The organism is Prevotella sp. MGM1, assembly GCF_002933775.1.
Taxonomy (GTDB): Bacteria; Bacteroidota; Bacteroidia; order Bacteroidales; family Bacteroidaceae; genus Prevotella.
Genome location: NZ_BEWV01000125.1, coordinates 23,412 through 47,198 on the forward strand (window position 1 = coordinate 23,412; position 23,787 = coordinate 47,198).

The window sequence follows — 23,787 nt, forward strand, 5'->3', positions numbered from 1 at the left end:
GAAAATTTGTTTATGGCGTCGAGCCGTTTAGTACGGCAACGGAAAAAACTCAGAAATCGAGCAGTTCGCTGTATATACGCTGTACCGGCAAGCCCATTACATTAAAGTAACTGCCCTCAAGACCCGTAACACCTACATAACCTATCCACTCCTGGATACCGTATGCCCCTGCCTTATCAAACGGACGGTATTCCGATATGTAATAGTCTGTCTCCTCGTCTGTCAGAACCTTGAAGGTGACATCCGTACTGACAGAAAACGACGTTCTTCTGCCACACGTGACGATGCAGACTCCAGTGACAACCTGATGGGTTCTACCGCTGATTTTTCCCAACATCACCCTCGCCTCATCACCGTCAGCAGGCTTTCCGAGCACCTCATCGCCCACAATTACCACCGTGTCGGCCGTTATTATAAGCTCATCGCTCCCCATACGGTCAAGATAGGCTTCAGCTTTTTTCTCGGCTATATACCGGGGGATGTCGGCCGTGGCGAGTTTTCCTTCGGGATAGCTCTCGTCTATATCCGGCAATACCCGCACTTCGAAATCTATTCCAAGTCCGGCAAGCAGCTCACGCCTGCGCGGCGAGTTGCTCGCCAGCACAATCCTGTATTTCTTTAAATTATCCAACATATCACCACCCGAATGCTTTGGCACCGCTGAGCCACAGCCCTTTCGCGCGCAACACCTGTTCTATTACATCACGGCCGCAACCGTTTCCACCGGTCTTGTCGCTTACATAAACCGAAATGTCCTTTATATCGGGACAAGCGTCTGCCGGACATACCGGACAGCCCACACGCCTCATTATCTCATAGTCTGGAATGTCGTCGCCCATATATATGACCTCGTCGTCGCCAAGCCCGTACTTGGCGAGGAACTCCTCGTATGTTTTCAACTTCACGGAGCATCCCATGTATATATCCTCGACGCCAAGTCCCTCGTAACGCTTGCGTATGCTCTCAGTCTTTCCTCCCGTGAGAATAACGATGCGCAAGCCCGATTTCTGTGCCAGCTGTATCGCATAACCGTCTTTTATGTTGACGGTGCGCATAGGCTCTCCGTTCGGATGCAGCGTCACTGTCTGCATGCTCAGCACTCCGTCAACATCGAATATCACGGCACGCACTTTCTTCAAATCATAGTTTATCATTGTCCAACTCTTTTCTGTGAATACTTTTACTCATCAGTTCATATATATCTTTCATCAGCGGCCTGTCGGCAAGCATGCCGCTCTGACGGCGGATGACATTCACATCGTACCTGACGGCAGGCCCCGTCTGCGCCGATGCTGGCGACATACCGTGCACCTTGCGCGCCGTCTCGTCTATCAGCGGCAGCATAACATCAAACGGTATTCCCTCAGAGGCAAGAATGTCGGCCGACAACGCGTAGCAATGGTTCACGAAGTTGCAAGCGAATACGGCCGCGAGATGAAGCGTGCGGCGGGAAGCCGACGACAGCTTTGTGACACTACCGCCAACCGTTCCGGCCAATCCCGCTATCTCACCTGCCGTAATCTCGTCAGATGCCTCAATGAAAAACGGTATCACGCTGAAATCAGCCGTTTTCTCTTTGGAGAACGTCTGCATAGGGTAAAGCACCCCGTAGCGCTCCGCCAAGCCCTTGAACACGTCGACAGGCATGCTACCCGCCGTATGGACAAAGAGCCTGTGCTCCCGCCCGCGACATACACGGGAAGCCACATCGCGCAACGCCGAGTCGCTGACACATATTATATATATGTCGGCATCATTTATCACGGCCTCGACATCGGTAACCGAAGAGGCTCCTACCTTCTCTGCCAGTGCTGCGGCAGACTCACGGGTGCGGCTGAACACCTGCACGATATCATGTCCGGCACATAGCAACGCCTGCCCCAGATTGTGAGCCAGCCGACCGGCACCGATTAAGACGACCCTCATTGTCAGAACTTGTTTATGTGCACATTCTCCCACTTCAACTTATCCTCGTTCTGCGGTTTGCGCTCATCAGCCTTCCTGCCTACCGCCAGCACGCACAGCACGCTGTAATTGTCGGGAATGCCGAGTATGCCACGTATTATGGAGTCGGCATCCATACCGTCGCCCAGCCCCCTGCCTCGCATCTGTATCCAGCATGTGCCCAGTCCGAGTTCCTCTGCCTGATACTGCATGGATATGGCCGCTATCGAACCGTCTTCCACCCAGCAGTCGTTCCGCATGGCATCGCCAAGCACCACTATCGCCAACGGAGCGCCTTTGAGAAACTGCGACCCCATGTCCTTGGCATCGGCCAGCTTGTTTATGTCTTCCTTATCGTCGACCACTATGAAATGCCAGCCACGCTGTCCTTTTGAGGTTGGCGACATCAGTCCGGCACGGATTATTGTCTTCAAGTCATCCGCATCAATCTCGTTTCCGTCAAATTGTCTGTGACTGCGACGCAGTTTCACAAGTTCTTTAAAGTCTGTCATAACAATATATATGATTTATACACCTGTATGCAAAGATAATCGTTTTTTTTCTGTTACGTGTGTGTACCGCATTTTTTTAACGCCCGCATAATACGTCATGTAATAATATTATCATAAAAAAACGACTATGCTTTTTCTCAAACCAGAACGGCAACACGATATACATCCATATACCACACTGCGCCCAGAAACAAGTTTTTTCGCAACGAGCGGCTCGTTGCCTCACGTTTAGCACTCCGTTGCGCTGCGTTTAGCGTCCCGTCACAATACAACGGGATACCGAATGCGGGCCAACGGGACACCCGTTGCAAAATATAAATGAACAAGACAACAGAAAACCGGCATATTTCATAAGGAGAATCCGCGCCATCCACGTAACCGACTACATATCAATACTTTATAAAAACGGTTCAAAATCCGCTTATTTTCAATGCCCTGACTTTAATTTTAAAAAAAACGAAATATGAGAGGCTGTTTGTAAACATAATTCCGAATTTACGCAACCATACTCCATGTGAAGGAAAAACAATCCGAAACAGGCAGCAAACACACCGGCATAAAAACATTATCCCCACATCCGCAAACCCGCCAGGCACCCCACGGCCGTTTACAGCGCCAATCCGCATTAAATGTCTGAATAATAGCGTTTTTATCAAAAGTTTTCGTATTTTTGCACTATGAAGGATGTCGCAGTCACCATATACCGACGCAGCGAAGATCTGCCAACAATGGAATACAAGAGTTTCTTTCACGGCAAATCACTGTTCGCGCTATACGAACAGACACCCCGCCATGTGCCATACATGGCCGTAGCGACAGATGCCGACGGCAAAGTGCTATGCAACATGCTTGCCGTTGTGCGGCATAGGTTTTCAGTATTTCCTCCATACATATACCGCCACTGCCGCATACACGGAGAGGGCGACTACCACCATAATGATAAGCGCACCGAAGAGGCCGGCTATCCGAAAGGTGAACTGTTCGGCCTGGTGCTAAGCAGGCTGACAAAAGAGTTGCAGGGAAAGGTTCTTTATTTCGAGTTCAGCCACATAAGTACAAAGATGTTCGGATATAAGCAGTTCAGGACGGCCGGCTATTTCCCCGTACACTGGATGAGCATACACAACTCACTGCACAGCAAAGCACCGGAAGAACGGCTCGGCCGTAAGACAAAGCGATACATAGAAGACGGATATAAAAAGGGAGTGGAGACAAAGGAGGTAGAAGGAGACGAAGAGTTTGCCGCGTTCTCGGAACTGATGCACAGGCACAACATCCTGAAACCCAAACGCTACATACCCGGCGATATATTTTTCAGAGGTCTTAAAGACAGCGGCTCCGGCAAGCTCTTCATCACCAAATACAAAGGCATGACCATCGGATGCTGCGCCTGCGTATACTCGGACGGCAATGCTTACCTGTGGTATGCGGCTTTCAGGAGAAAGAGCTTCATCAGACTACATCCCGACACGATGACGATATGGCACGCCATCAGACATGCGTACGACAACGGGTACGGCCATATATTTTTCATGGACGTGGGACTGCCGTTCAGCAAAAACCCGTTCAGGGAGTTCATCCTGCGTTTCGGCGGCAAACCGGCAAGCACGTTCAGATGGTTCCGCATATCGGTAAGGTGGCTGAACGCCATGGCCTGCTGGATGTACCGCTAATATCCGTACCACGCAATAATAAACGAAATTATGCGTTATTTAATTTGATGGAAAAGATTTATCCGAGATATGTCATAACGCTCATCATCCTCATGGCGGCATGCACGCAAACCCTTGCAGACAACTTCACTCTTACCGGCAAGGTAGTGGACGAGGAGCACAACCCGATAGAACTGGCAACAGTGTCCTGTCTTGAACAGGGCAAGGTGACGGCAACCAATCTGAAAGGAGAGTTCAGCATAACGCTGAGCTCGGCCGACAGCGTGGTAGTCAAGTTTTCCATGATCGGCTACAACGCCCGCAAAAGAGTGTTCCGCAGGCCGAAAGGAAAACTCAACATCGAGGTGACACTACCGTCGATGGCCGCTCTCGGGGAGGTGGTAATCAGCGAGAAACGCCGCCAGACGACCGGAACCGAACGGCTGGACATAAAAGACATCAAAGGAGTGCCCACGGCTACAGGCAACGCCGTGGAGGAACTGATACAGCAGCAGGCGGGAGTGTCGACCCACAATGAGATGTCGTCGCAGTATAATGTCAGGGGCGGAAGTTTCGACGAGAACTCCGTGTACATCAACAACGTGGAGATATACCGCCCGCTTCTGATACGAAGCGGACAGCAGGAGGGTCTCAGCGTCATCAATCCGGACATGGTAGAGTCGATAGCTTTCTCGTCGGGCGGATTTGAGGCGAAGTATGGCGACAAGATGTCGTCGGCTCTCGACATAACATACAGGCGTCCGAAGAAGTTCGAAGCGAGCGTCTCGGCATCGCTGCTCGGCGCCGGGGCATACATAGGTTTCGGCAATAAGAAGTTCTCCATGAGCCACAGCGTCAGATACAAGACAAACAGGTATCTGCTCGGCTCGCTCGACACCAAAGGAGAGTATGACCCGAACTTCCTCGATTATCAGACTTACATAAGTTACAGGCCAAACCAACGGTGGACGATCGACCTGATAGGCAACATATCGGAAAACCACTACAACTTCACTCCCACAGACCGTGAGACATCGTTCGGAACGCTGGAAAACGTAAAATCGTTCCGCGTATATTTCGACGGACGCGAGAAAGACATATTCAGGACCCTGTTCGGCACGCTCAGCATATCGCGCCATTTCGGGCCGAACACATCCCTGTCGCTGCTTGCATCGGCATTTCACACAAAAGAGCAGGAAACTTATGACACGCAAGGCCAGTACTGGCTCGACGACACGCAGATGAGCACCAATCTCGGAGTAGGCACATACATGGAGCACGCGCGCAACTACCTGACAGCCGATGTACAGAACTTCAAACTGATGATGAAGCACAAGATGAAACGGCACGACCTCGAAGCAGGACTGACATACAAGATTGAAAAAGTGAAAGAGAACTCACGCGAATACGAGATGAGGGATTCCAGCGGATACTCCATCCCCCACTCTCCAGACCGGCTCGACATGATATATTCCATGAAATCACAAAACACGCTGAGCAGCAACCGTCTCGAAGGATATTTACAAGACACTTACAGATTCTCGACAGGCACGGAACGGCAGACACTGTACACACTCAACTTCGGCGTGAGGTTCAGCCACTGGTCGTTCAACAAGGAGACGGTGGTGTCGCCTCGAATGTCGCTCGCCATCATACCGGCATTCAACCAGGACATAACATTCAGGTTGGCTACCGGTATTTACTATCAGACACCGTTTTTCAAAGAACTGCGAGACACCACGACGGCAAACGGAGCCACGACGGTCACGCTCAACGAGAAAATCAAAAGCCAACGTTCGATACACTTCGTGGCGGCATTCGACTATAAATTCAAAATGAAGGAAAGACCGTACAAGTTCACGGCCGAGGCTTATTACAAGGCATTGGGAAACATAATCCCCTACAACGTGAACAACGTGAAAATAACATACTACAACGGCAACCAGTGCAGCGGATACTCGGCAGGCATAGATATCAAGCTATACGGTGAGTTTGTGCCAGGCACAGACTCATGGGTGACATTCTCACTGATGAGCACAAAACTGAAAATGAACGGTATGTGGGTTCCAATGCCTACCGACCAGAGATACGGCGTCAACCTGCACTTCACGGACTATTTCCCCGGAACGGAACGCTGGAAAATGACACTGAAACTGGCTTTCGCAGACGGTCTGCCGTTCGGAGCACCGCACAAAGGACTGGAATATCAGCATTTTCGCGCTCCGGCATACAAGCGTGCCGACGTGGGCATGAGCTACAAGGCATACGACAATGAAGACAAAAAGAAAAAAAGCGTATTCAAGAATATATGGCTCGGCATAGACTGCCTGAACCTTTTCGGCATAAGCAACGTCAACTCGTACTATTGGGTGACGGATGTCACCAACCAACAGTATGCCGTGCCCAACTATCTCACCGGCCGACAGATAAACGGAAAGGTACTGTTTGAGTTCTGACGGCTTAACAATATTTTCGTAAATACATACATAATTATTAATAATAATCATTAACTTTGCAGGAATTTAAAAGATAACATAATTAAAAATAAAGTTATGAAGATTTCACACATTGAGCACCTCGGTATCGCGGTGCAGAGCATAGAGGAGTCTCTTCCTTATTTCGAGAACGTACTTGGATTGAAGTGTTATAATATCGAAGAAGTGGCAGACCAGAAAGTGAAAACAGCCTTCCTGAAATGCGGCGAGGTCAAGCTCGAACTTCTCGAACCGACATCACCCGACAGTACTATACAGAAATGGCTTGACAAAGGCAACCACGGTGTACACCACGTGGCATTCTGCATCGAAGACGGTGTGGCAAACGCTTTGGCCGAGTGCGACGAGAAAGGAATTAAGCTAATAGACAAGGCTCCGCGCAAAGGTGCGGAAAACCTGAACATCGCGTTCCTGCATCCGAAATCTACTGTCGGCATTCTTACAGAACTTTGCGAACACTAAAAATAAAGAATAATGAGCAAACAATTAGAAAAAATCAAGCAACTCATCGAAAAGCGCGAACAGGCCCGTATCGGCGGTGGTGAGAAAGCAATAGAAAAACAGCACGCACGCGGCAAGTACACAGCACGCGAGCGTATAGACATGCTGCTCGACGAAGGCAGCTTCGAAGAGTATGACATGTTCAAACTGCACCGTTGCACCAACTTCGGAATGGAGAAGAAACTGTATCTCGGAGATGGCGTGGTGACTGGTTCGGGAACAATCGACGGTCGTCTTGTTTTCATTTTTGCCCAGGACTTTACCGTAAACGGAGGTTCGCTTTCGGAAACCATGTCGCAAAAGATCTGCAAGGTAATGGACATGGCCATGAAGATGGGCGCGCCGGTGATAGGCATCAACGACTCGGGCGGCGCACGTATCCAGGAAGGAATATGCGCCCTGGCCGGATATGGAGAGATCTTCGAGCGTAACATCCTCGCATCCGGTGTCATCCCACAGATAAGCGGTATTTTCGGCCCGTGTGCTGGCGGAGCGGTTTACTCTCCGGCACTCACAGACTTCACGCTTATGATGGAGAACACCTCATATATGTTCCTCACGGGTCCGAAAGTGGTGAAGACCGTGACAGGAGAGGATATCGACCAGGAACATCTCGGCGGCGCAAGCGTTCACGCAACCAAGAGCGGCGTGACCCATTTCACCGCGTCGACAGAGGAAGAGGGTATCCAGATGATTAAAACCCTGCTCAGCTACATACCTTCCAACAATATGGAGACGGCTCCGAGAAAGAACTGCGACGACCCGATCGACCGCCTGGAAGACACACTGAACGAGATCATTCCCGAGAGCCCCAACGAGGCATACGATATGTACAAGGTGATCGGCTCTATCGTTGACAACGGTGAGTTTTTCGAAGTACAACCCAAATTCGCCAAGAACATCATTGTCGGCTTCGCACGTTTCAACGGCCAGAGCGTCGGTATTGTCGCCAACCAGCCCTCATGCTATGCAGGTGTTCTCGATGTTAACGCAAGCCGTAAAGGCGCACGCTTCGTGAGATTCTGCGACGCATTCAATATTCCTATCGTTTCACTCGTAGACGTTCCCGGATTCCTGCCCGGCACGGGACAGGAGTACAACGCTGTCATACTGCACGGTGCGAAACTGCTTTACGCATACGGAGAAGCCACCGTTCCAAAGATTACGGTCACACTGCGCAAGAGCTATGGCGGAAGTCACATCGTGATGGGTTGCAAACAATTGCGTGCCGACCTCAACTACGCATGGCCCTCGGCCGAGATTGCCGTGATGGGAGCATCGGGAGCTGTTGCCGTCCTCTGCGCAAAAGAAGCAAAAGCAAAGAAAGACGCAGGCGAAGACGCCAACGCTTTCCTTGCGGAAAAAGAAGAAGAATACACAGAGATGTTCGCCAATCCTTATCAAGCGGCCAAGTATGGCTACATTGACGATGTGATAGAACCGCGCAACACACGTTTCCGCATCTGCCGCGCACTGGCTCAACTCGCCACAAAACGCGAGAGCCTGCCCGCCAAGAAGCACGGAAACATCCCTATGTAATTTCAGAGATTTCAGCAAGAACTGGGAGAATGCGTGTATATCGTTCTCTCAGTTCTTTTTAAAGAATAAAACAAATGAATCATGAAACAACAAAATGAAGTTTTCGCAGCCATTGCACTGGCCATTCATGAGTATCAAGGAAACAATGTGCACGATGACGAATCGGGCAAGATAACGATTTTGAAACATGATACCCAATGGAACGGACACGCCTTTTCAATGACCGAACATCCATAAAGATACATAGGAGAATGTAATATGAAAGAATATAAATATACGATAAACGGAAATAAATACGAAATAACAATAGACGAAATCGTTGACAACATAGCCAGCATAAAGGTTAACGGGGAAGACTATAAGGTAGAGATTGAACCGGAAGTGAAGCCGGAGAAGCCGAAAGTTGTCGTTCGTCCGGTTGTACAACAGCCGAGTCCGTCGGGCAACCGCAGGATAATCAACCAGGATGCCTTGAAAGCTCCGCTGCCGGGAGTGATAAAGGACGTGAAAGTGAACGTAGGGGATGAAATAAAGGAAGGAGATACCCTTGTTGTACTGGAAGCCATGAAAATGGCGAACAATCTCGACGCGGAAAAGTCCGGAAAGGTGAAAGCAATATGCGTGCAACCGGGACAAAGCGTTATGGAAGGGGATGATCTCGTGATAATGGAATAATCAATACAGCGTCATAATTGTAAATGAAAATCCCGGTAAAAGGCTCTTTTACCGGGATTTTCATTTACAATTATGATTTATCGAACATTAATCATGACTTATCGGCAAACTATCGGTTGCTATAAAAGCTATTTCCGACAATGGTTTTCAAATGGTTCCGATACTGTCTAATGACAAGGATGAAACCAATCCTTATCACAACATATTGCCCTCTTTCGGAAAGACAACTGTAGGCTTGAATGCCTTTGCCTCTTCAAAGTCCATGAGCGCATACGATATGATGATGCACACGTCACCTACCTGCACCTTACGCGCGGCGGCTCCGTTAAGACAGATGCAGCCAGAGCCTCTCTCGCCTTTTATTATATATGTTTCAAAACGCTCACCATTATTATTGTTAACTATCTGCACTTTCTCGCCAGCTATCATGCCTGCCGCATCCATCAAATCCTCATCAATGGTGATACTTCCCATATAATTAAGATTTGCCTCTGTCACAGTGACACAATGCAATTTTGACTTCAACACATTTATCATCATAGTCACTTATACTTTATATGATCTATAAGACGGATGGGAGTTTTACCGCAATATACGGTTATGCAGCCCACGACATGTTCCGATTCATCCCAAGAAAGAACATCCTGCAGAGTGTCTCCGTCAACGATTGAGAAATACTCCACCTCCAAACCATCAACGGAGTTTATCTTTTCTACCACAAAATCGTGCGTATCGGCAACAGTGTGGGTTGCCGAATATGATATGCTCTCGCTCAAAACCTTGTATATCTCAGGAGCGATCAGACGCTCATCCGGAGACAGCAACGTATTACGGCTTGAACGGGCAAGACCGTCCTCGTCACGTATTATAGGACACTCTACTATATTCACTCTTAACCCGAGACTGGAAACCATCGCCTTTATCACGGCTATCTGCTGCCAATCTTTCTCTCCGAAATATGCATTATCAGGCCTCACGATATAAAAAAGGCGGCTCACGACCTGGCAAACACCATTAAAATGGCCGGGACGATGAGCACCTTCCATCACGGTAGATACGGGAGGGAACTCAAAATAACGGTTGTCGGGCTGCGGATACATCTCCTCCACTGATGGGGCGAAAACTATATCGGCGCCACACTCGGAAAGCAAAGCACAATCGGCATCAAGTGTCCGCGGATAATTACGCAAATCATTCTTGTCGTTAAACTGTGTCGGATTGACAAACACGGAAACCACAGTCACATCGTTTTCCGCCACACTACGCCTGACAAGCGAGGCGTGCCCCTCATGGAGGGCACCCATCGTAGGCACAAGTCCCACCGTCTTTGCTTGTTTGCGATAAGCAAAAAGCTCGTTCTGGACATCAACAATCCTACTAAATACTTTCATTGCAATAACAACGCTTTTATTTAAATCGGGTGCAAAATAACAACTTTTTTGCCAAATAAAGGAAAGAATAGAGTAAAAATATGCCAAATAAAAAGCCTATTCGCTTAAAATCACATATTATATTTCGAAATTGCCAAATATTTTAGTAACTTTGCATTTGATTAAAAACAAAGTCATGACAAAGAAAGTATTATTCATTAACCAGGAGATTTCTCCTTACGTCCCGGAAAGCGGCCTTTCGACCATGGGACGTAATCTGCCCCAAGCAATACAGGAAAAAGGACACGAAATCCGCACGTTCATGCCTAAATGGGGAAACATAAACGAACGCCGCGGCCAACTGCATGAGGTCATAAGACTCTCCGGAATGAATCTTATCATCGACGACACTGATCATCCGCTGATTATAAAAGTAGCTTCGATACAGGCTTCCCGCATACAGGTTTACTTCATCGACAACGACGATTACTTCGCAAAGCGCCTCATGGCGGCCGATGAAAACGGAAATGACTATACCGACAACGGTGAAAGAGCCATATTTTTTGCACGCGGCGTATTGGAGACCGTGAAGAAACTACGCTGGGTTCCGGATATAATCCACTGCCAAGGGTGGATGAGCTCGGTAATTCCACTATACGTAAAGACGGCATACCACGACGAGCCGTCGTTTACCAACGCAAAGGTTGTTACCTCACTTTTCACAAACGAGCTGAAAAACGATTTGGGAAGCAACATCAAAAAATGTCTCGAATTCAGGGATGCAAAAGCTGATTTGTTTACCAAATACAACGACCCGTTTGATTTCAGGGAGCTTGGTAAACTTGCGATAGACTATTCAGACGGCGTGATAGAAGCTGACGGTAATGTTGACAGTGAACTGATAAAATATACGGAAAACAGCAATATACCGTTGCTTAAATACCCGGGAGAAGATTTCGCAGAGCAATATGAATCTTTCTATAACAGTATCTGCGGAGAATAAACGACAACAAATAAAGAAATTTAAATCATTAAGAATCACAAGACTTCAATAATGATGAACATAAAACAATTATTCTGTATTGCCATTGCGGCAGTATGCTTTTCCGCATGCGATGACACTACCGATACATTAGGAAACTCACTTACGAACGACGTTGACAAATTCGACATCATCCCAGACACATTCAACGTCACAACAAAATCCATAATCATCGATTCCGTTTTGTCGAGTAGCCAATACAGTTATTTGGGACACATCAAAGACCCGGAGACAAAAACATACGTCACGAGCAATTATACTACCCAATTCGCCGTATTGGAATCGTTTGACGACAGCAAACTGCTTCCGGAACAGGACAGCATAGTAAGCCGTAATGAAAACAATGACATCATAGCCGACTCTTGCAAACTGAATATATATTTCTATTCGTCTATCGGCGACTCGCTAAACCCCATGCGTCTGACCGTACACGAAATGGCACAACCGATTAAAGAAGGCATCCCCTACTATACCAATTATAATCCGGAAACGGCAGGCCTTCTCAGAACCGATGCCAACGCCATAAAGAAAAGCAAGACATATACACCGGTAGATCTTAATCTCAGCGACAGCGTACGCTACAAAATCGTGGACAAGACAAACATGGAGTCTGTGAGCATACCGCTGAACGAGCCGTATATTGACGCGGCCGGAAACCAATATGAGAACTACGGAACGTACATCATGAGGAAATATTTCGATAATCCCGATGATTTCAAAAACTCATACAACTTCATTCACAACGTATGTCCTGGCTTTTACATCAAGTCTACAGACGGATTGGGCGTGATGTCGGAAGTATATCTCACAGAACTGGCGCTATATTACAAATACTTGAATGACAGTACATATAACGGTACATTGCTATTATCAGGCACAGAAGAAGTGATGCAGACAACAAACATAGTCAACGACAGGAAAACCATAGATCGGCTTGCGGCAGACAACACATGCACATATATCAAAGCGCCGGCAGGAATATTCACGGAAGTGACCATTCCCGTGGAAGAGATAAAGCTCAACCACGATAAAGACACCATCAGCTCGGCAAAAATTGTGTTCAACGCCATGAACGACGCCACGGATGAAGACTACGCCTTCGGAAAACCGCAGAACCTGCTTATGGTACACAAAGACAGCCTGTACGAATTTTTCGAGAGAAAAGAACTGCCGAACTACAAGACATCGTTCGTGGCCTCTTACAACAGTTCATACAACACATACACTTTCAACAACATATCAACGCTTATTTCGGCAATGTATGAAGCCAGAATGAGTGGGAAAGCATCAGAAGACTGGAACAAGGTAGTACTTGTACCTATCTCGATAACACGCAATTCATCGTCAACGGCATCGTCTGTGACCAACGTATCGAACGAGATGTCGCTGAAAAGCACACGACTCGTAGGCGGAAAGGACAACCCGAGAAACCCAATAAAGATAAGCGTGATATACAACAGGTTTATAAAGGAATAATGGCAGACAACTATCTTGAAAAGCATCGGGAAGAATACGAAACCAGAAAGGCCGCATATCTGAAAAAGAAAAGATCACATCTGCCAAAGAGTAAAATATCATCTTCCGATAAATAAGGAAGATGATATTTTTTTGCATTCATCGGCCGATTATTGAGACTTTCTTATTTACACGTAAAGTTATTAATCACGGCTTTTCATAAAATCCAGGCCATGCGGTTTCTCACACAAAACTCCCATGTCTTTATGAATTCCATACTGTGATTTACCGTTTATGTGTGTTGTTTTACTTGTTTTTAATATCGTGGGCTATTATGTGTTGTTTTTATCGTTATGTGACATGTGGTTACCGTTTATGTACCGTGTGTGGTGGAGGGGGTACGGTCTATGCACCGTGGCTTCCGGGCACTGGTATATTATTGACGAAACACTCCAATACACTTCGGCTGAAACATGTGAATACACTTAACAACCAAAACACATAAACCTAAAAAACAAAGTAATAGTCACTATATAATAAAGATTTAGGACAACTTTCATTCAATGATATTATATCTTGCGAATTTCAAAAGCAACTGTTTGGTTCCTGCATTTTTGAACTCAACCGTCGCCTTTGTGTTCTCACCGGTTCCTTCTATTTTCACAATACGTCCTACTCCAAAACGCTGATGCTCTATTACAGAACCTTCGCCTACCTGCCCGAAAGGCTTTGCCGTGACAGTAGAAGAAGTGGCTGTTATCGGTTTCAATCTCGAAGGCACGGGAGAAGGCGTCGCCGGTCGTGCCTGCGGCTGTGGATGTCGAACGTCATAATTATGCCTGTGACTGTATTGAGGTACGGTATACTCGGAGTCATCAAATTTATTTCCCGAGTCTATTCGTATCAGACCGGGAGCGAAATCACGTATGAAGCGTGACGGAGAACTGAACTCCATGTGCCCATATCTGAAACGACTTTTCGCACATGTCATAACACATCTTTTCTCTGCCCTTGTCACTGCCACATAAAGTAATCTACGCTCCTCTTCAAGCTCTCTCGGATTGTCACAACTGGCAGGAGAAGGAAATATATTCTCTTCCAATCCCACTATAAAGACATTCGGAAATTCAAGTCCCTTGGCACTATGAATAGTCATGAGCGATACCTTATCGTCATTATCCCCATCATCGCTGTCAAGGTCTGTAAGCAAAGCTATCTCCTGCAAGAAGTCACCAAGCGATACATGGTCTATCATACCCTCCTCCATTCTACTCTCCACAAAATCCTGCATACCGGACAAGAACTCGTCTACATTTTCCTGTCTTGACATGTCTTCCGGCTCACGTCCGCCGTAAATATCCTTGCTTATTCCGCTGCCTTGGATTATATCGTGTCCTAAATGATATGCATCGTCTGTCGCTGACCGCTCCCTCCATTCGTCTACCAACGCACGAAAGTCCGCCAGCTTTCTCAATGTTCCATTGTTCAAACCTGTAGGATAGTTGTCCGGCTCACAGATAACCGCCCACGGACCTACTCCGGCCTCATTGGCGGCATTCATTATTTTCTTCACTGTAGTGTCGCCAATGCCACGGGTAGGATAATTGATTATCCTGCGCAACGCTTCCTCATCATCAGGATTGACAACCATACGGAAATATGCCACAATGTCTTTTATCTCTTTTCGCTGATAGAAACTTAATCCGCCGTATATCCTATACGGGATGTTCATCTTACGCATGCTCTCCTCAAAACTCCGGCTTTGGGCATTTGTGCGGTAAAGAATGACAAAAGACGAATATCCGCAGTGCGTCACCGATTTTATTCGCTGTATGTCATTGCATACAATGATAGCCTCTTCCTTGTCGCTATATGCCTGCTTGAAAACCAAACGGTCACCCTGAGCATTCTCACTGAATACATTTTTAGGTATCTGACGTGAGTTTTTCTTTATCAGACTATTGGCCGCTTCCACTATCGCCTGCGTAGAACGATAGTTTTGTTCGAGCTTAAATAATTTAGCTCCATCATAAGAGTCGGTAAAACCAAGAATATTATCAATATTTGCTCCGCGGAAACCATAGATACTTTGGGCATCGTCCCCAACAACGCATATACGGCGATGCTCTTTTGTCAACTGCATCACAATGGCCTGCTGGACATAGTTTGTGTCCTGATACTCATCCACAAGAACATACATGAAGCGCTCGACATACTTACGGCGAACGTCATCGTTGGTATCGAACAATATATAGGTGTTCACCAGCAAATCATCGAAATCCATGGCGTTGGCCTGCCTGCACCTATCGGCATAACGTATATAAATATCTTTTATGGCCGGCTGCTTCCTTTCCCTGTCTGCCGCCACTTCCAAAGTATTATTGGCATACGCCATCGGCAGCAGCAAACGGTTCTTGGCCATGCTAATCCTGTCGGCCACGGTCGAGGCTTTATACACTTTATCATCAAGTGCCATCTCTTTGATTATGGTCTTTATCAAAGAGCGGGAATCATTCTGATCGTATATGGTGAAATTCCGGTTATAGCCGATTATGTCTGCCTCCGCACGCAGTATACGAGAAAAAACGGAGTGAAACGTTCCCATGTTCAGTCGACGTGCGTCGTCCGCACCTACAAGCTTACCTATGCGCTCTTTCATCTCGCGAGCCGCTTTGTTGGTAAAAGTAAGTGCCAGTATGTTCCACGGGTGCATACCTTTCTTCAAAAGATAAGCTATTTTATATGTCAACACACGTGTCTTGCCAGAACCTGCGCCGGCAATCACAAGGGAAGCGCCATCGCAATACTCAACCGCAGCACGCTGACCGTCGTTCAACCGCTCCAATAATGTCTCTTCTGTCATTTCAATATACGTTTGAAACTACAAAATTAGCACATTTATTTGGCAAACAAGAATGTCGAAAGCAAATTAAAAGGAGAGATTTGCTTTTTGGCAAACCCCTCCTCGTAAATATCTTTACCGCACCGGGCGGCCTTGATACACAATAGTATTTATACCGTGAATGTATCTTATTTATTGACTGACCCTCCGACGATGTCGAGAAGCTCGCTCGTAATGGCTTGCTGCCTGCTCTTGTTATACTGCAAATTCAACTCTCGGAGCAATTCATCGGCATTGTCTGTAGCCGTCTGCATTGCCACCATACGGGCCGCATGCTCACTTGCGTTACTGTCGAGCAGGGCTGTGTAGAGCATCAGATGCGCCAATTTGGGGATCAGCAGGCCGAGCACTGTATTCATGTCAGGCTCCACGATAAAATTGTCATTGAGCGGTTTGGCCATCTCGGTATTGCGCACAGCCTCCTGCTGCTTCTTGCGAAGATACTCCTGAGTCTGTCGAGTAACAATATTGACAGACAGGTCACGCTCACGGTCACGAGCCAGCTCACTTGTCAAGTCTATCGGCAGGAAAGGTTTGCGGGTAAGTATCTGCGAACCGGCACTTTTGAAATGATGATATATCATCTCTACACGGTCAACCTCACCGCTCATGAATTTACGCCCAAGTTCCCTCGCCAACTCAATACATTGACCCACATTCGGACTGTCGGCCAAGCCAGTGAAATCACCTGCCGACTTCAACCCGAGCTTAGCCACCCTCTCTGCTACCTTACGCCCGATAGGATAGATTATGATGTTCTCTTTTCCCAAATCGGCATATTCATCAACAGCCTGCTGCATCATCTTCAATATATTTGCGTTAAATCCGCCACATAAACTGCTGTTCGAAGCATATACAATCAGTGCCACACGCTTGACGGGTCTCTCTATACTGAATACCGTCGTTGCATCGGCCTCTGATGCGAGGAATGTTTTAAGAATATGCTCGAGCATTGTCTCATAGGGAAGCATATTCTCTATCAGTATCTGGGCATGGTGCAACTTCGAGGACGCAACCATCTTCATCGCACTCGTAATCTTACGGGTACTGTTGACACTGGCTATACGGGTCTTTATTTCCTTCAATGACGGCATAGGCTGTTAGCTTTTATACTGACCGGCAATATCTGCCATCACAGACTTTATCACCGCAGTAATATCATCGTCTATCTTTCCTGATGCCAGAGCCTCTATTACCTCCGGATGGGTGGAACGCAACTTGTCGAGGAACGCATCCTGGCACTCACGAACATCCTCTATCGGCACATCATGCATAAGACCGTTCGTACCGCAGTAGATTATAGCGACTTGCTCCCCTACCGGCATAGGAGTGTACTGCTGCTGTATCAATAGCTGATTGTTCTTTCGGCCGCGGTCAAGCATCATCGCTGTCACAGAGTCCATATCGCTTGAGAACTTGGAGAAACTTTCAAGTTCACGGTATTGGGCCTGATCGATCTTCAATGTTCCCGCAACTTTCTTCATACTCTTTATCTGAGCCGAACCGCCCACACGGGATACTGATATACCAACATTGATGGCCGGTCGGAAACCTTGATTGAACAGGTCTGTCTCCAAATAAATCTGTCCGTCGGTGATTGAAATCACATTTGTAGGGATATAAGCCGATACATCTCCAGCCTGGGTTTCGATAATGGGTAGCGCCGTAAGCGAACCGCCTCCCCTTACATGACCTTTCATGCACTCGGGCAGATCGTTCATCTTCTCCGCCACTTCCTGCTGGTCATTAATACGCGCGGCACGCTCCAAAAGACGGCTGTGCAGATAGAACACATCACCGGGATATGCCTCACGGCCTGAAGGACGGCGCAAAATCAATGAGACCTCACGATAAGCGACAGCCTGTTTGGACAAGTCGTCATATACTACGAGCGCCGAATGGCCTCTATCGCGGAAATACTCACCGATTGCAGCTCCGGCAAACGGTGCATAATACTGCATGGCTGCCGGATCAGCAGCTGTCGCAGCCACGATTATTGTATATGGCATCGCACCATGCTCTTTAAGAGTAGATACAAGAGCCGCCACCGTACTGGCCTTCTGTCCTATTGCCACATAGATGCAATATACAGGCTTGCCCGCGTCATAAAAGCTCTTCTGGTTTATTATCGCGTCTACCGCAATGGCGGTTTTACCTGTCTGACGGTCGCCGATGATAAGCTCGCGCTGACCGCGCCCGATAGGTATCATGGAGTCAACGGCTTTCAATCCCGTTTGCAGCGGTTCCTTGACAGGCTGGCGATAGATAACACCCGGAGCCTTACGGTCAAGCGGCATTTCGAAAGACTCGGTCAGATCAATGTCACCTCTTCCGTCTATTGCCTCACCCAAAGGATTGATAACACGCCCAAGCATATTATCATTCACACGTATTGAGGCAATGCGCTTTGTACGCTTGACAACCATCCCTTCTTTAATGCCCGACGTAGTACCAAGAAGCACGCAACCGACATTGTCTTCTTCAAGGTTCATCACGATTGCCATCGTGCCATTTTCAAACTCAAGAAGCTCATTGGCCTCGGCATTGCGCAGTCCGTAAATACGAGCCACTCCGTCACTCACCTGAAGCACGGTACCTACCTCGTCAAACTTCTCGCTACCGCTGACACCATTAAGCTGCTCAAGCAACACCTGGGAAACTTCGCTTGGTTTAATTTTATCTGACATAAACTTAAAATCTTTATTACACTTCATGACGCATGCAGGCACACATCATGGTTTGGTTTTATTTCTTTAATGCTGTGAGAATGGCGTTAAGCTTTGATTTCACACTCGCATCCATTCTAAACGTGTCATATTCCAAGATAAATCCGCCGATTATATCCGGATCCACGTCTGTCTCAAACTCCACAGCTCCTTTAGCCTTACTTTCCACCATGGCGCGCATCTTATTCTCTGTTTCTGAGGATACCGGCACAGCGGTCGTAAGTTTTCCACGAATGATATTCTTCTGTCTCCTGTAAAGGGTTATATAAGAGTTCGCCATTAACTGCATCACATTCTCACGGTCATTCCTTAACACTAAACGTATGAACGACTTTGTCAATGCTGTAGGATTATCGCCTACGGCCGTAACCAGCAACGCCTCCTTGGTCTCTTGCGGAAGCATCGGATTCTCGATCGTAAGTCTCAATTCCGGTACCTTAACATAACTATCGGACAAAGTAAGCATTTCCGAATATACCTTATCCTCCTGTTTTGCGTCTGTGGCACTTTTGAGCAGTGCACGCGCATATCTTACCGATATTACTCCCATATCAATCAGTCTTTACTTAATTATCAGAATAGGAAGAAGATACACCATCCAACATGCGATCTATCAAATCCATCTGTGCCTTGTTGTTGCCAAGATTTTCACGCAACACCCTCTCGGCAATCTCTACACTGAGAGTAGCCACTTGATTACGAATGTCGTTGATTGCAACCTGTTTCTCATTCTCAATCTCGAGCCTTGCATCGTTAATAAGGCGCACACCCTCCTCGCGTGCTTTCTCCTGGGCTTTCTCCACGATAGCATCACGCGTCTCAGCAGCTTCTTTCAATATCTGCGCCTGCTTTTCACGGGCCTCGCGCAATATCGATTCGGCTTCTTTTTGAATATTAGCTAATTTCTCGTTCGCCTCATGTGCTTTCTGAAGACTTTCGTCTATATATCTCTTTCGATTTTCCACCATATTGACAATGGCCGGAAATCCAAACTTTGCAAGCACTATAAAGACCACTAAAAACGCTACGGACATCCAAAATAACAACCCGATGTCGGGTGTTAGTATTGATGGCAAATTAAGTGATCCCATTTATTTTTGTTATATTTATATTTATGGTTCTGCTATTATATAAGGAATGCGCAAGCCGCAATGGCAAAAAGAGCACAACCCTCGACAAAAGCAGATGTAAGAATCATGTTTGTCTGGATCTTACCGGTTGCCTCCGGCTGACGTGCAATAGCATCCATTGCGCTACCGCCAATCTTACCAATACCCAAACCTGCTCCAATTGTAGCGATACCTGCTCCGAGACCGCAGCCCAGCTGTGCCAGACCTTCCGCAGCCAATAATGTTGAAATAATCATAATCTAATCTTTTAATTTATTAATCTATACTGTTTATATTCTCTATCTGTCCTTTAATAATTAGAGTTCTGTACCCTGTCTTTTTTAACCGTTGACACCTTGCCTAACAGTCGGGTCCGCTTCGAATCCCCCATTGCCTCACCTTAAAACAGGCGGTGACACACCATTAACAAGCTATAACATTGCCCCGACAAGCCAAACCATGCGTTTACAAATCCTTTATTCTCGTCAATGACTATGCTCCTGGTGCGCCAATCCGATAAAGACGGCGCTCAGCAACGTGAAGACGTATGCCTGGACAAACGCCACCAGCAGTTCAAGACAGTTCATGAAAAGAAGCATCACGACACTGAACGTATTCAATCCGACACCATAACCAACTCCCATTGACCACCCGAGGAATATCACGCACGTGAAACTGAGTATCACAGCATGACCTGCCATCATATTGGCAAACAGACGTACCATCAGCGCAAAAGGCTTTGTAAACAAGCCGAAGAACTCTATCACAGGTATCAATGGTACGGGATACGCTTTCAAAAACAACGGCACTTCCGGCCAGAAAATCTCCTTCCAATACTCCTTATTGCCAAACAGGTTGACAACGAGCATAGTACATACTGCCAGAAACAACGTCACGTTTATATTTCCTGTAACGTTCGCACCTCCCGGGAATACAGGGATAAGCCCCACAAGATTGGATGTGAATATAAAAAAGAATACTGTCAGCAAGTAAGGAGCATAGGGCTTGTAATGCTTCTCTCCTATTGACGACTTTACCAAATCATCGTGAATGGTCATCACGAGCATTTCCATCATTCCGACAAAACCGGAAGGAGCCGCACTCTTCTCGTCATGCCTCTTATACCAACGGGCACATGACAAAAATACAATAACCAGCACGGCCACAACGATCCAGATCTGGGCAACAGCCTTGGTTATACTCAAATCTATCGGCCTGACAACACTTCCGTCCGCCAGCCTTTCATAAATCTTACCGTGATGCTCCTCGTTGAAGAAGAAACGCTCCGGCAAGTTATGAGCAGTACCGCAATACCACTCACCGGTATTATCGCTGCGCACGATTACCGGAAGAGGTATGCCAATGTGCTTGCCCTCATAAGTGGCTATATGCCATTCGTAAGAATCCGAAAGGTGTTCAAGCACAATGTGAGGAATGTCTATCTTCCCGCCATCGCTCTTTGTTTCTTCCGCATTTGACAATACCGGAAAGAGCATTAACAGAACCAATAGTATAGTTACCTTTAACTGCTTCATTATTCTTTTTTATTTATTTTATCTTGTGCGTATTCCACTAAGACTTATTAGACACTTTAGCAAAGAAAACCGCATGATGTATCAATGATGCCAAATAAAATACCATGAAAGTCAAGAAGAAGACAAGCATCGCGCCACGTCCCGCTATAAGATAATAGACAAACATTGCCGCCAAGGCCAGCAACATCCTGAAAGCAGACACTGACGTGTAGAAAGTAGGAAGATACGATGGCGCTCTTTTGGCAATCAACCGCCATACCGCCACATCCGCCATGTCTACCACAAGCATGAATACGGCACTGACAATCAGAGGTGCCATCATTCCGGGAATGTCACAAATATTCATCAGCAACACTCCCACCGGAAACAACACACAAAAAATGGCCGCACTCCCAAACGCGTAATTTCTGCTTAACCTGTCTATATCACCCATACTTCAAGATAACATTGCGATACTATGATGCCTCTAACCTGCCGCGATCTCCACACAGATATTCACGTTGTTCTTCTGCACCTCTATAAATCCTCCGGATATATTCAGTTGATATGTACCGGAGAGGGTCTTGTATTCCACCATACCGTCCAAAAGTGAAGATATTATGGGAGCATGATTGGATAACACCTCAAACCGTCCCAACTGTCCGGGCACGGTAACACTCTCCACATCTCCGTCAAACTCCACTTTTTCCGGTGATACGATTTTCAGTCTCAAACTCATATCCTTGCGCTATTAAGATTATCCTTGTGCCGCTTCCAACAGAACCTTGGCCTTAGCCTTGGCGTCTTCTATCGTACCCACGTTAAGGAAAGCCTGCTCAGGCAGGTCGTCCACCTCACCGTCGAGGATTGCGTTGAAACCTTTGATTGTGTCTTCTATCGGTACCATCACGCCGGGAAGACCGGTAAACTGCTCGGCAACGGCAAACGGCTGGGAAAGGAAGCGCTGTACACGACGCGCGCGGTTTACGGTCAGCTTATCCTCATCCGAAAGTTCGTCCATGCCCAAAATAGCAATAATATCCTGCAATTCCTTGTACCGTTGCAATATCTCTTTCACTCGCTGTGCACACTCATAATGCTCCTTGCCCACAATCAGAGGGTCAAGAATACGCGAAGTACTGCCCAGTGGGTCTACCGCAGGATAGATACCCAGCTCGGCTATCTTACGGCTAAGCTCTGTCGTGGCGTCAAGGTGGGTGAATGTCGTCGCCGGAGCCGGGTCTGTCAGGTCATCGGCCGGCACATAGACTGCCTGCACGGACGTGATTGAACCGCGCTTCGTGGACGTTATTCGCTCCTGCATCGTTCCCATCTCACTGGCCAGAGTAGGCTGATAACCCACAGCCGAAGGCATACGACCGAGCAGCGCCGACACTTCCGAACCGGCCTGCGTGAAACGGAATATATTGTCGATGAAGAACATGATGTCCGCCGCCTCACCGTCTTTTCCTCCATGGTCACGGAATTCCTCGGCCACGGTCAGCCCCGACAACGCCACCGACGCACGCGCTCCCGGCGGTTCGTTCATCTGTCCGTATACCAGTGTAGCCTGCGATTTCTTCAATTCTTCCGGGTCGATGAGAGACAAGTCCCATTTTCCTTCATCCATGGCCTTCCTGAACTTATCGCCATATCGGATAACGCCAGACTCTATCATATCTCGTATCAGGTCGTTACCTTCACGGGTGCGCTCTCCCACTCCCGCAAAAACCGAATATCCGTTATGTCCCTTGGCTATATTGTTTATAAGCTCCATGATAAGCACTGTCTTGCCCACGCCGGCACCTCCGAACAGTCCGATCTTGCCGCCTTTCATGTAAGGCTCGAGCAGGTCGATAACCTTGATACCCGTAGCGAGCATCTCTTTCCTTGTCGAGAGTTCCTCAAACTTAGGCGGCTCACGGTGAATGGGGTATGCTCCGTCCATGCTTAGGGGAGCCATACCGTCTATCGGTTCTCCGATTACGTTCATCATGCGTCCCTTGATTTGCTCTCCGGCCGGCATCACGATAGGCGATCCGGTAGGCACGGCGTCAAGCCCGCGCTGCAAACCGTCCGTATTGTCCATTGCCACACAGCGCACGGTATCCTCACCTATATGCTGCTGTACCTCAACTATAAGGTCACGTCCGTCGGGACGCTTTACTTTCAATGCCTCGTGAATTTTAGGTAACACTTTCTCCGCGTCCAGACCTTTCGTATCGAAATAAACGTCGATAACCGGTCCTATTATCTGAGAAATATGTCCGATAATTTGTGACATAAGCTTAATTATATTTAGATATTTGTTTTCTCTCCAGTAACATTATGGCAAAGGTAGCTATTTTTTT

At 47.3% G+C, this 23,787-nt stretch carries 25 protein-coding genes; 9 read left to right on the forward strand and 16 right to left on the reverse strand.

From position 1 onward, the window contains the following. Positions 1–49: 49 nt before the first annotated feature. The 4 genes from MoGM_RS04200 to MoGM_RS04215 are packed head-to-tail and all read right to left on the reverse strand — an operon-like array spanning position 50 to position 2,456. Entirely contained in the window at positions 50–634 is a 585-nt protein-coding gene (locus MoGM_RS04200) for a Maf-like protein (RefSeq protein ID WP_104368882.1), read from the reverse strand. A 1-nt stretch (position 635) separates the two neighbouring features. Beyond that, complete coding sequence (locus MoGM_RS04205; protein ID WP_104368883.1) at positions 636–1,154, reverse strand: HAD family hydrolase; 519 nt, start codon at positions 1,152–1,154, stop codon at positions 636–638. Continuing rightward, entirely contained in the window at positions 1,141–1,926 is a 786-nt protein-coding gene (locus tag MoGM_RS04210) for a Rossmann-like and DUF2520 domain-containing protein (protein ID WP_104368884.1), read from the reverse strand. Before MoGM_RS04210 ends, MoGM_RS04205 begins: the two co-directional genes overlap by 14 nt. Before the next feature lie 2 nt (positions 1,927–1,928). Then, entirely contained in the window at positions 1,929–2,456 is a 528-nt protein-coding gene (locus MoGM_RS04215) for a nitroreductase family protein (protein ID WP_104368885.1), read from the reverse strand. 677 nt (positions 2,457–3,133) lie between these two features. Between MoGM_RS04215 and MoGM_RS04220 the strand changes: the two genes are divergently transcribed. From MoGM_RS04220 to MoGM_RS04240, 6 genes are all read left to right on the forward strand, one after another. Further along, positions 3,134–4,129, forward strand: a complete 996-nt coding sequence (locus MoGM_RS04220) for a GNAT family N-acetyltransferase (protein ID WP_104368886.1) — start codon at positions 3,134–3,136, stop codon at positions 4,127–4,129. Positions 4,130–4,176: 47 nt separating this feature from the next. Next, positions 4,177–6,564, forward strand: coding sequence for a carboxypeptidase-like regulatory domain-containing protein (locus MoGM_RS04225; RefSeq protein ID WP_371410498.1), 2,388 nt, complete (start codon positions 4,177–4,179; stop codon positions 6,562–6,564). A gap of 96 nt (positions 6,565–6,660) precedes the next feature. Next, positions 6,661–7,065 (forward strand): methylmalonyl-CoA epimerase, encoded by a 405-nt coding sequence (mce, locus tag MoGM_RS04230; protein WP_104368887.1) that lies wholly within the window; start codon positions 6,661–6,663, stop codon positions 7,063–7,065. Positions 7,066–7,077: 12 nt separating this feature from the next. Then, the gene (locus tag MoGM_RS04235; RefSeq protein ID WP_104368888.1) at positions 7,078–8,643 is read left to right on the forward strand and encodes an acyl-CoA carboxylase subunit beta; all 1,566 of its coding nucleotides are present in this window, start codon (positions 7,078–7,080) and stop codon (positions 8,641–8,643) included. Between the two features lie 81 nt (positions 8,644–8,724). After that, positions 8,725–8,880 carry a hypothetical protein gene (locus MoGM_RS13150; RefSeq protein ID WP_172203723.1) on the forward strand — a complete coding sequence of 52 codons (156 nt, stop codon included), beginning with the start codon at positions 8,725–8,727 and terminating at the stop codon, positions 8,878–8,880. A gap of 21 nt (positions 8,881–8,901) precedes the next feature. Then, positions 8,902–9,318 carry a biotin/lipoyl-containing protein gene (locus MoGM_RS04240; protein ID WP_104368889.1) on the forward strand — a complete coding sequence of 139 codons (417 nt, stop codon included), beginning with the start codon at positions 8,902–8,904 and terminating at the stop codon, positions 9,316–9,318. A 195-nt stretch (positions 9,319–9,513) separates the two neighbouring features. Here the strand turns inward: MoGM_RS04240 and panD are convergent, their stop codons facing one another. Both panD and panC read right to left on the reverse strand, forming a co-directional pair. Beyond that, on the reverse strand, positions 9,514–9,858 hold the full coding sequence (panD, locus tag MoGM_RS04245; protein ID WP_104368890.1) for an aspartate 1-decarboxylase: 345 nt from the start codon (positions 9,856–9,858) through the stop codon (positions 9,514–9,516). Positions 9,859–9,860: 2 nt separating this feature from the next. Next, the gene (gene panC, locus MoGM_RS04250) at positions 9,861–10,709 is read right to left on the reverse strand and encodes a pantoate--beta-alanine ligase (RefSeq protein WP_104368891.1); all 849 of its coding nucleotides are present in this window, start codon (positions 10,707–10,709) and stop codon (positions 9,861–9,863) included. A 175-nt stretch (positions 10,710–10,884) separates the two neighbouring features. On the opposite strand from panC, the gene MoGM_RS04255 reads away from it, so the two are divergent. From MoGM_RS04255 to MoGM_RS13295, 3 genes are read left to right on the forward strand one after another with little or no spacing between them, the layout of a single operon-like run. After that, positions 10,885–11,691, forward strand: a complete 807-nt coding sequence (locus MoGM_RS04255; protein ID WP_104368892.1) for a glycogen/starch synthase — start codon at positions 10,885–10,887, stop codon at positions 11,689–11,691. Between the two features lie 51 nt (positions 11,692–11,742). Next, positions 11,743–13,206 (forward strand): DUF4270 domain-containing protein, encoded by a 1,464-nt coding sequence (locus MoGM_RS04260; RefSeq protein ID WP_104368893.1) that lies wholly within the window; start codon positions 11,743–11,745, stop codon positions 13,204–13,206. Further along, positions 13,206–13,322, forward strand: a complete 117-nt coding sequence (locus tag MoGM_RS13295) for a dehydrogenase (protein WP_104368894.1) — start codon at positions 13,206–13,208, stop codon at positions 13,320–13,322. The genes MoGM_RS04260 and MoGM_RS13295 overlap by 1 nt, the downstream gene beginning before the upstream one ends. Before the next feature lie 419 nt (positions 13,323–13,741). On the opposite strand, the gene MoGM_RS04270 is transcribed toward MoGM_RS13295, so the two are convergent. The 10 genes from MoGM_RS04270 to atpD all read right to left on the reverse strand — a co-directional run bounded on the left by MoGM_RS04270 (position 13,742) and on the right by atpD (position 23,720). Then, positions 13,742–16,048 carry an ATP-dependent helicase gene (locus MoGM_RS04270; protein WP_104368895.1) on the reverse strand — a complete coding sequence of 769 codons (2,307 nt, stop codon included), beginning with the start codon at positions 16,046–16,048 and terminating at the stop codon, positions 13,742–13,744. A 167-nt stretch (positions 16,049–16,215) separates the two neighbouring features. Then, positions 16,216–17,181 (reverse strand): F0F1 ATP synthase subunit gamma, encoded by a 966-nt coding sequence (locus MoGM_RS04275; RefSeq protein ID WP_104368896.1) that lies wholly within the window; start codon positions 17,179–17,181, stop codon positions 16,216–16,218. 6 nt (positions 17,182–17,187) lie between these two features. Continuing rightward, complete coding sequence (gene atpA / locus MoGM_RS04280; RefSeq protein ID WP_104368897.1) at positions 17,188–18,774, reverse strand: F0F1 ATP synthase subunit alpha; 1,587 nt, start codon at positions 18,772–18,774, stop codon at positions 17,188–17,190. 58 nt (positions 18,775–18,832) lie between these two features. Continuing rightward, a complete protein-coding gene (locus MoGM_RS04285; protein WP_104368898.1) occupies positions 18,833–19,369 on the reverse strand; it encodes a F0F1 ATP synthase subunit delta in 537 nt (178 codons plus the stop codon). Positions 19,370–19,379: 10 nt separating this feature from the next. Next, complete coding sequence (gene atpF / locus MoGM_RS04290) at positions 19,380–19,904, reverse strand: F0F1 ATP synthase subunit B (protein WP_104368899.1); 525 nt, start codon at positions 19,902–19,904, stop codon at positions 19,380–19,382. Between the two features lie 35 nt (positions 19,905–19,939). Beyond that, positions 19,940–20,179 carry an ATP synthase F0 subunit C gene (gene atpE / locus MoGM_RS04295; protein WP_104368900.1) on the reverse strand — a complete coding sequence of 80 codons (240 nt, stop codon included), beginning with the start codon at positions 20,177–20,179 and terminating at the stop codon, positions 19,940–19,942. A gap of 228 nt (positions 20,180–20,407) precedes the next feature. After that, complete coding sequence (gene atpB / locus MoGM_RS04300; RefSeq protein WP_371410500.1) at positions 20,408–21,418, reverse strand: F0F1 ATP synthase subunit A; 1,011 nt, start codon at positions 21,416–21,418, stop codon at positions 20,408–20,410. 76 nt (positions 21,419–21,494) lie between these two features. Then, on the reverse strand, positions 21,495–21,803 hold the full coding sequence (locus MoGM_RS04305) for a hypothetical protein (RefSeq protein WP_233210160.1): 309 nt from the start codon (positions 21,801–21,803) through the stop codon (positions 21,495–21,497). A 120-nt stretch (positions 21,804–21,923) separates the two neighbouring features. Continuing rightward, a complete protein-coding gene (atpC, locus tag MoGM_RS04310) occupies positions 21,924–22,175 on the reverse strand; it encodes an ATP synthase F1 subunit epsilon (protein ID WP_104368903.1) in 252 nt (83 codons plus the stop codon). Positions 22,176–22,193: 18 nt separating this feature from the next. After that, positions 22,194–23,720, reverse strand: a complete 1,527-nt coding sequence (atpD, locus tag MoGM_RS04315) for a F0F1 ATP synthase subunit beta (protein WP_104368904.1) — start codon at positions 23,718–23,720, stop codon at positions 22,194–22,196. Positions 23,721–23,787 lie beyond the last annotated feature (67 nt).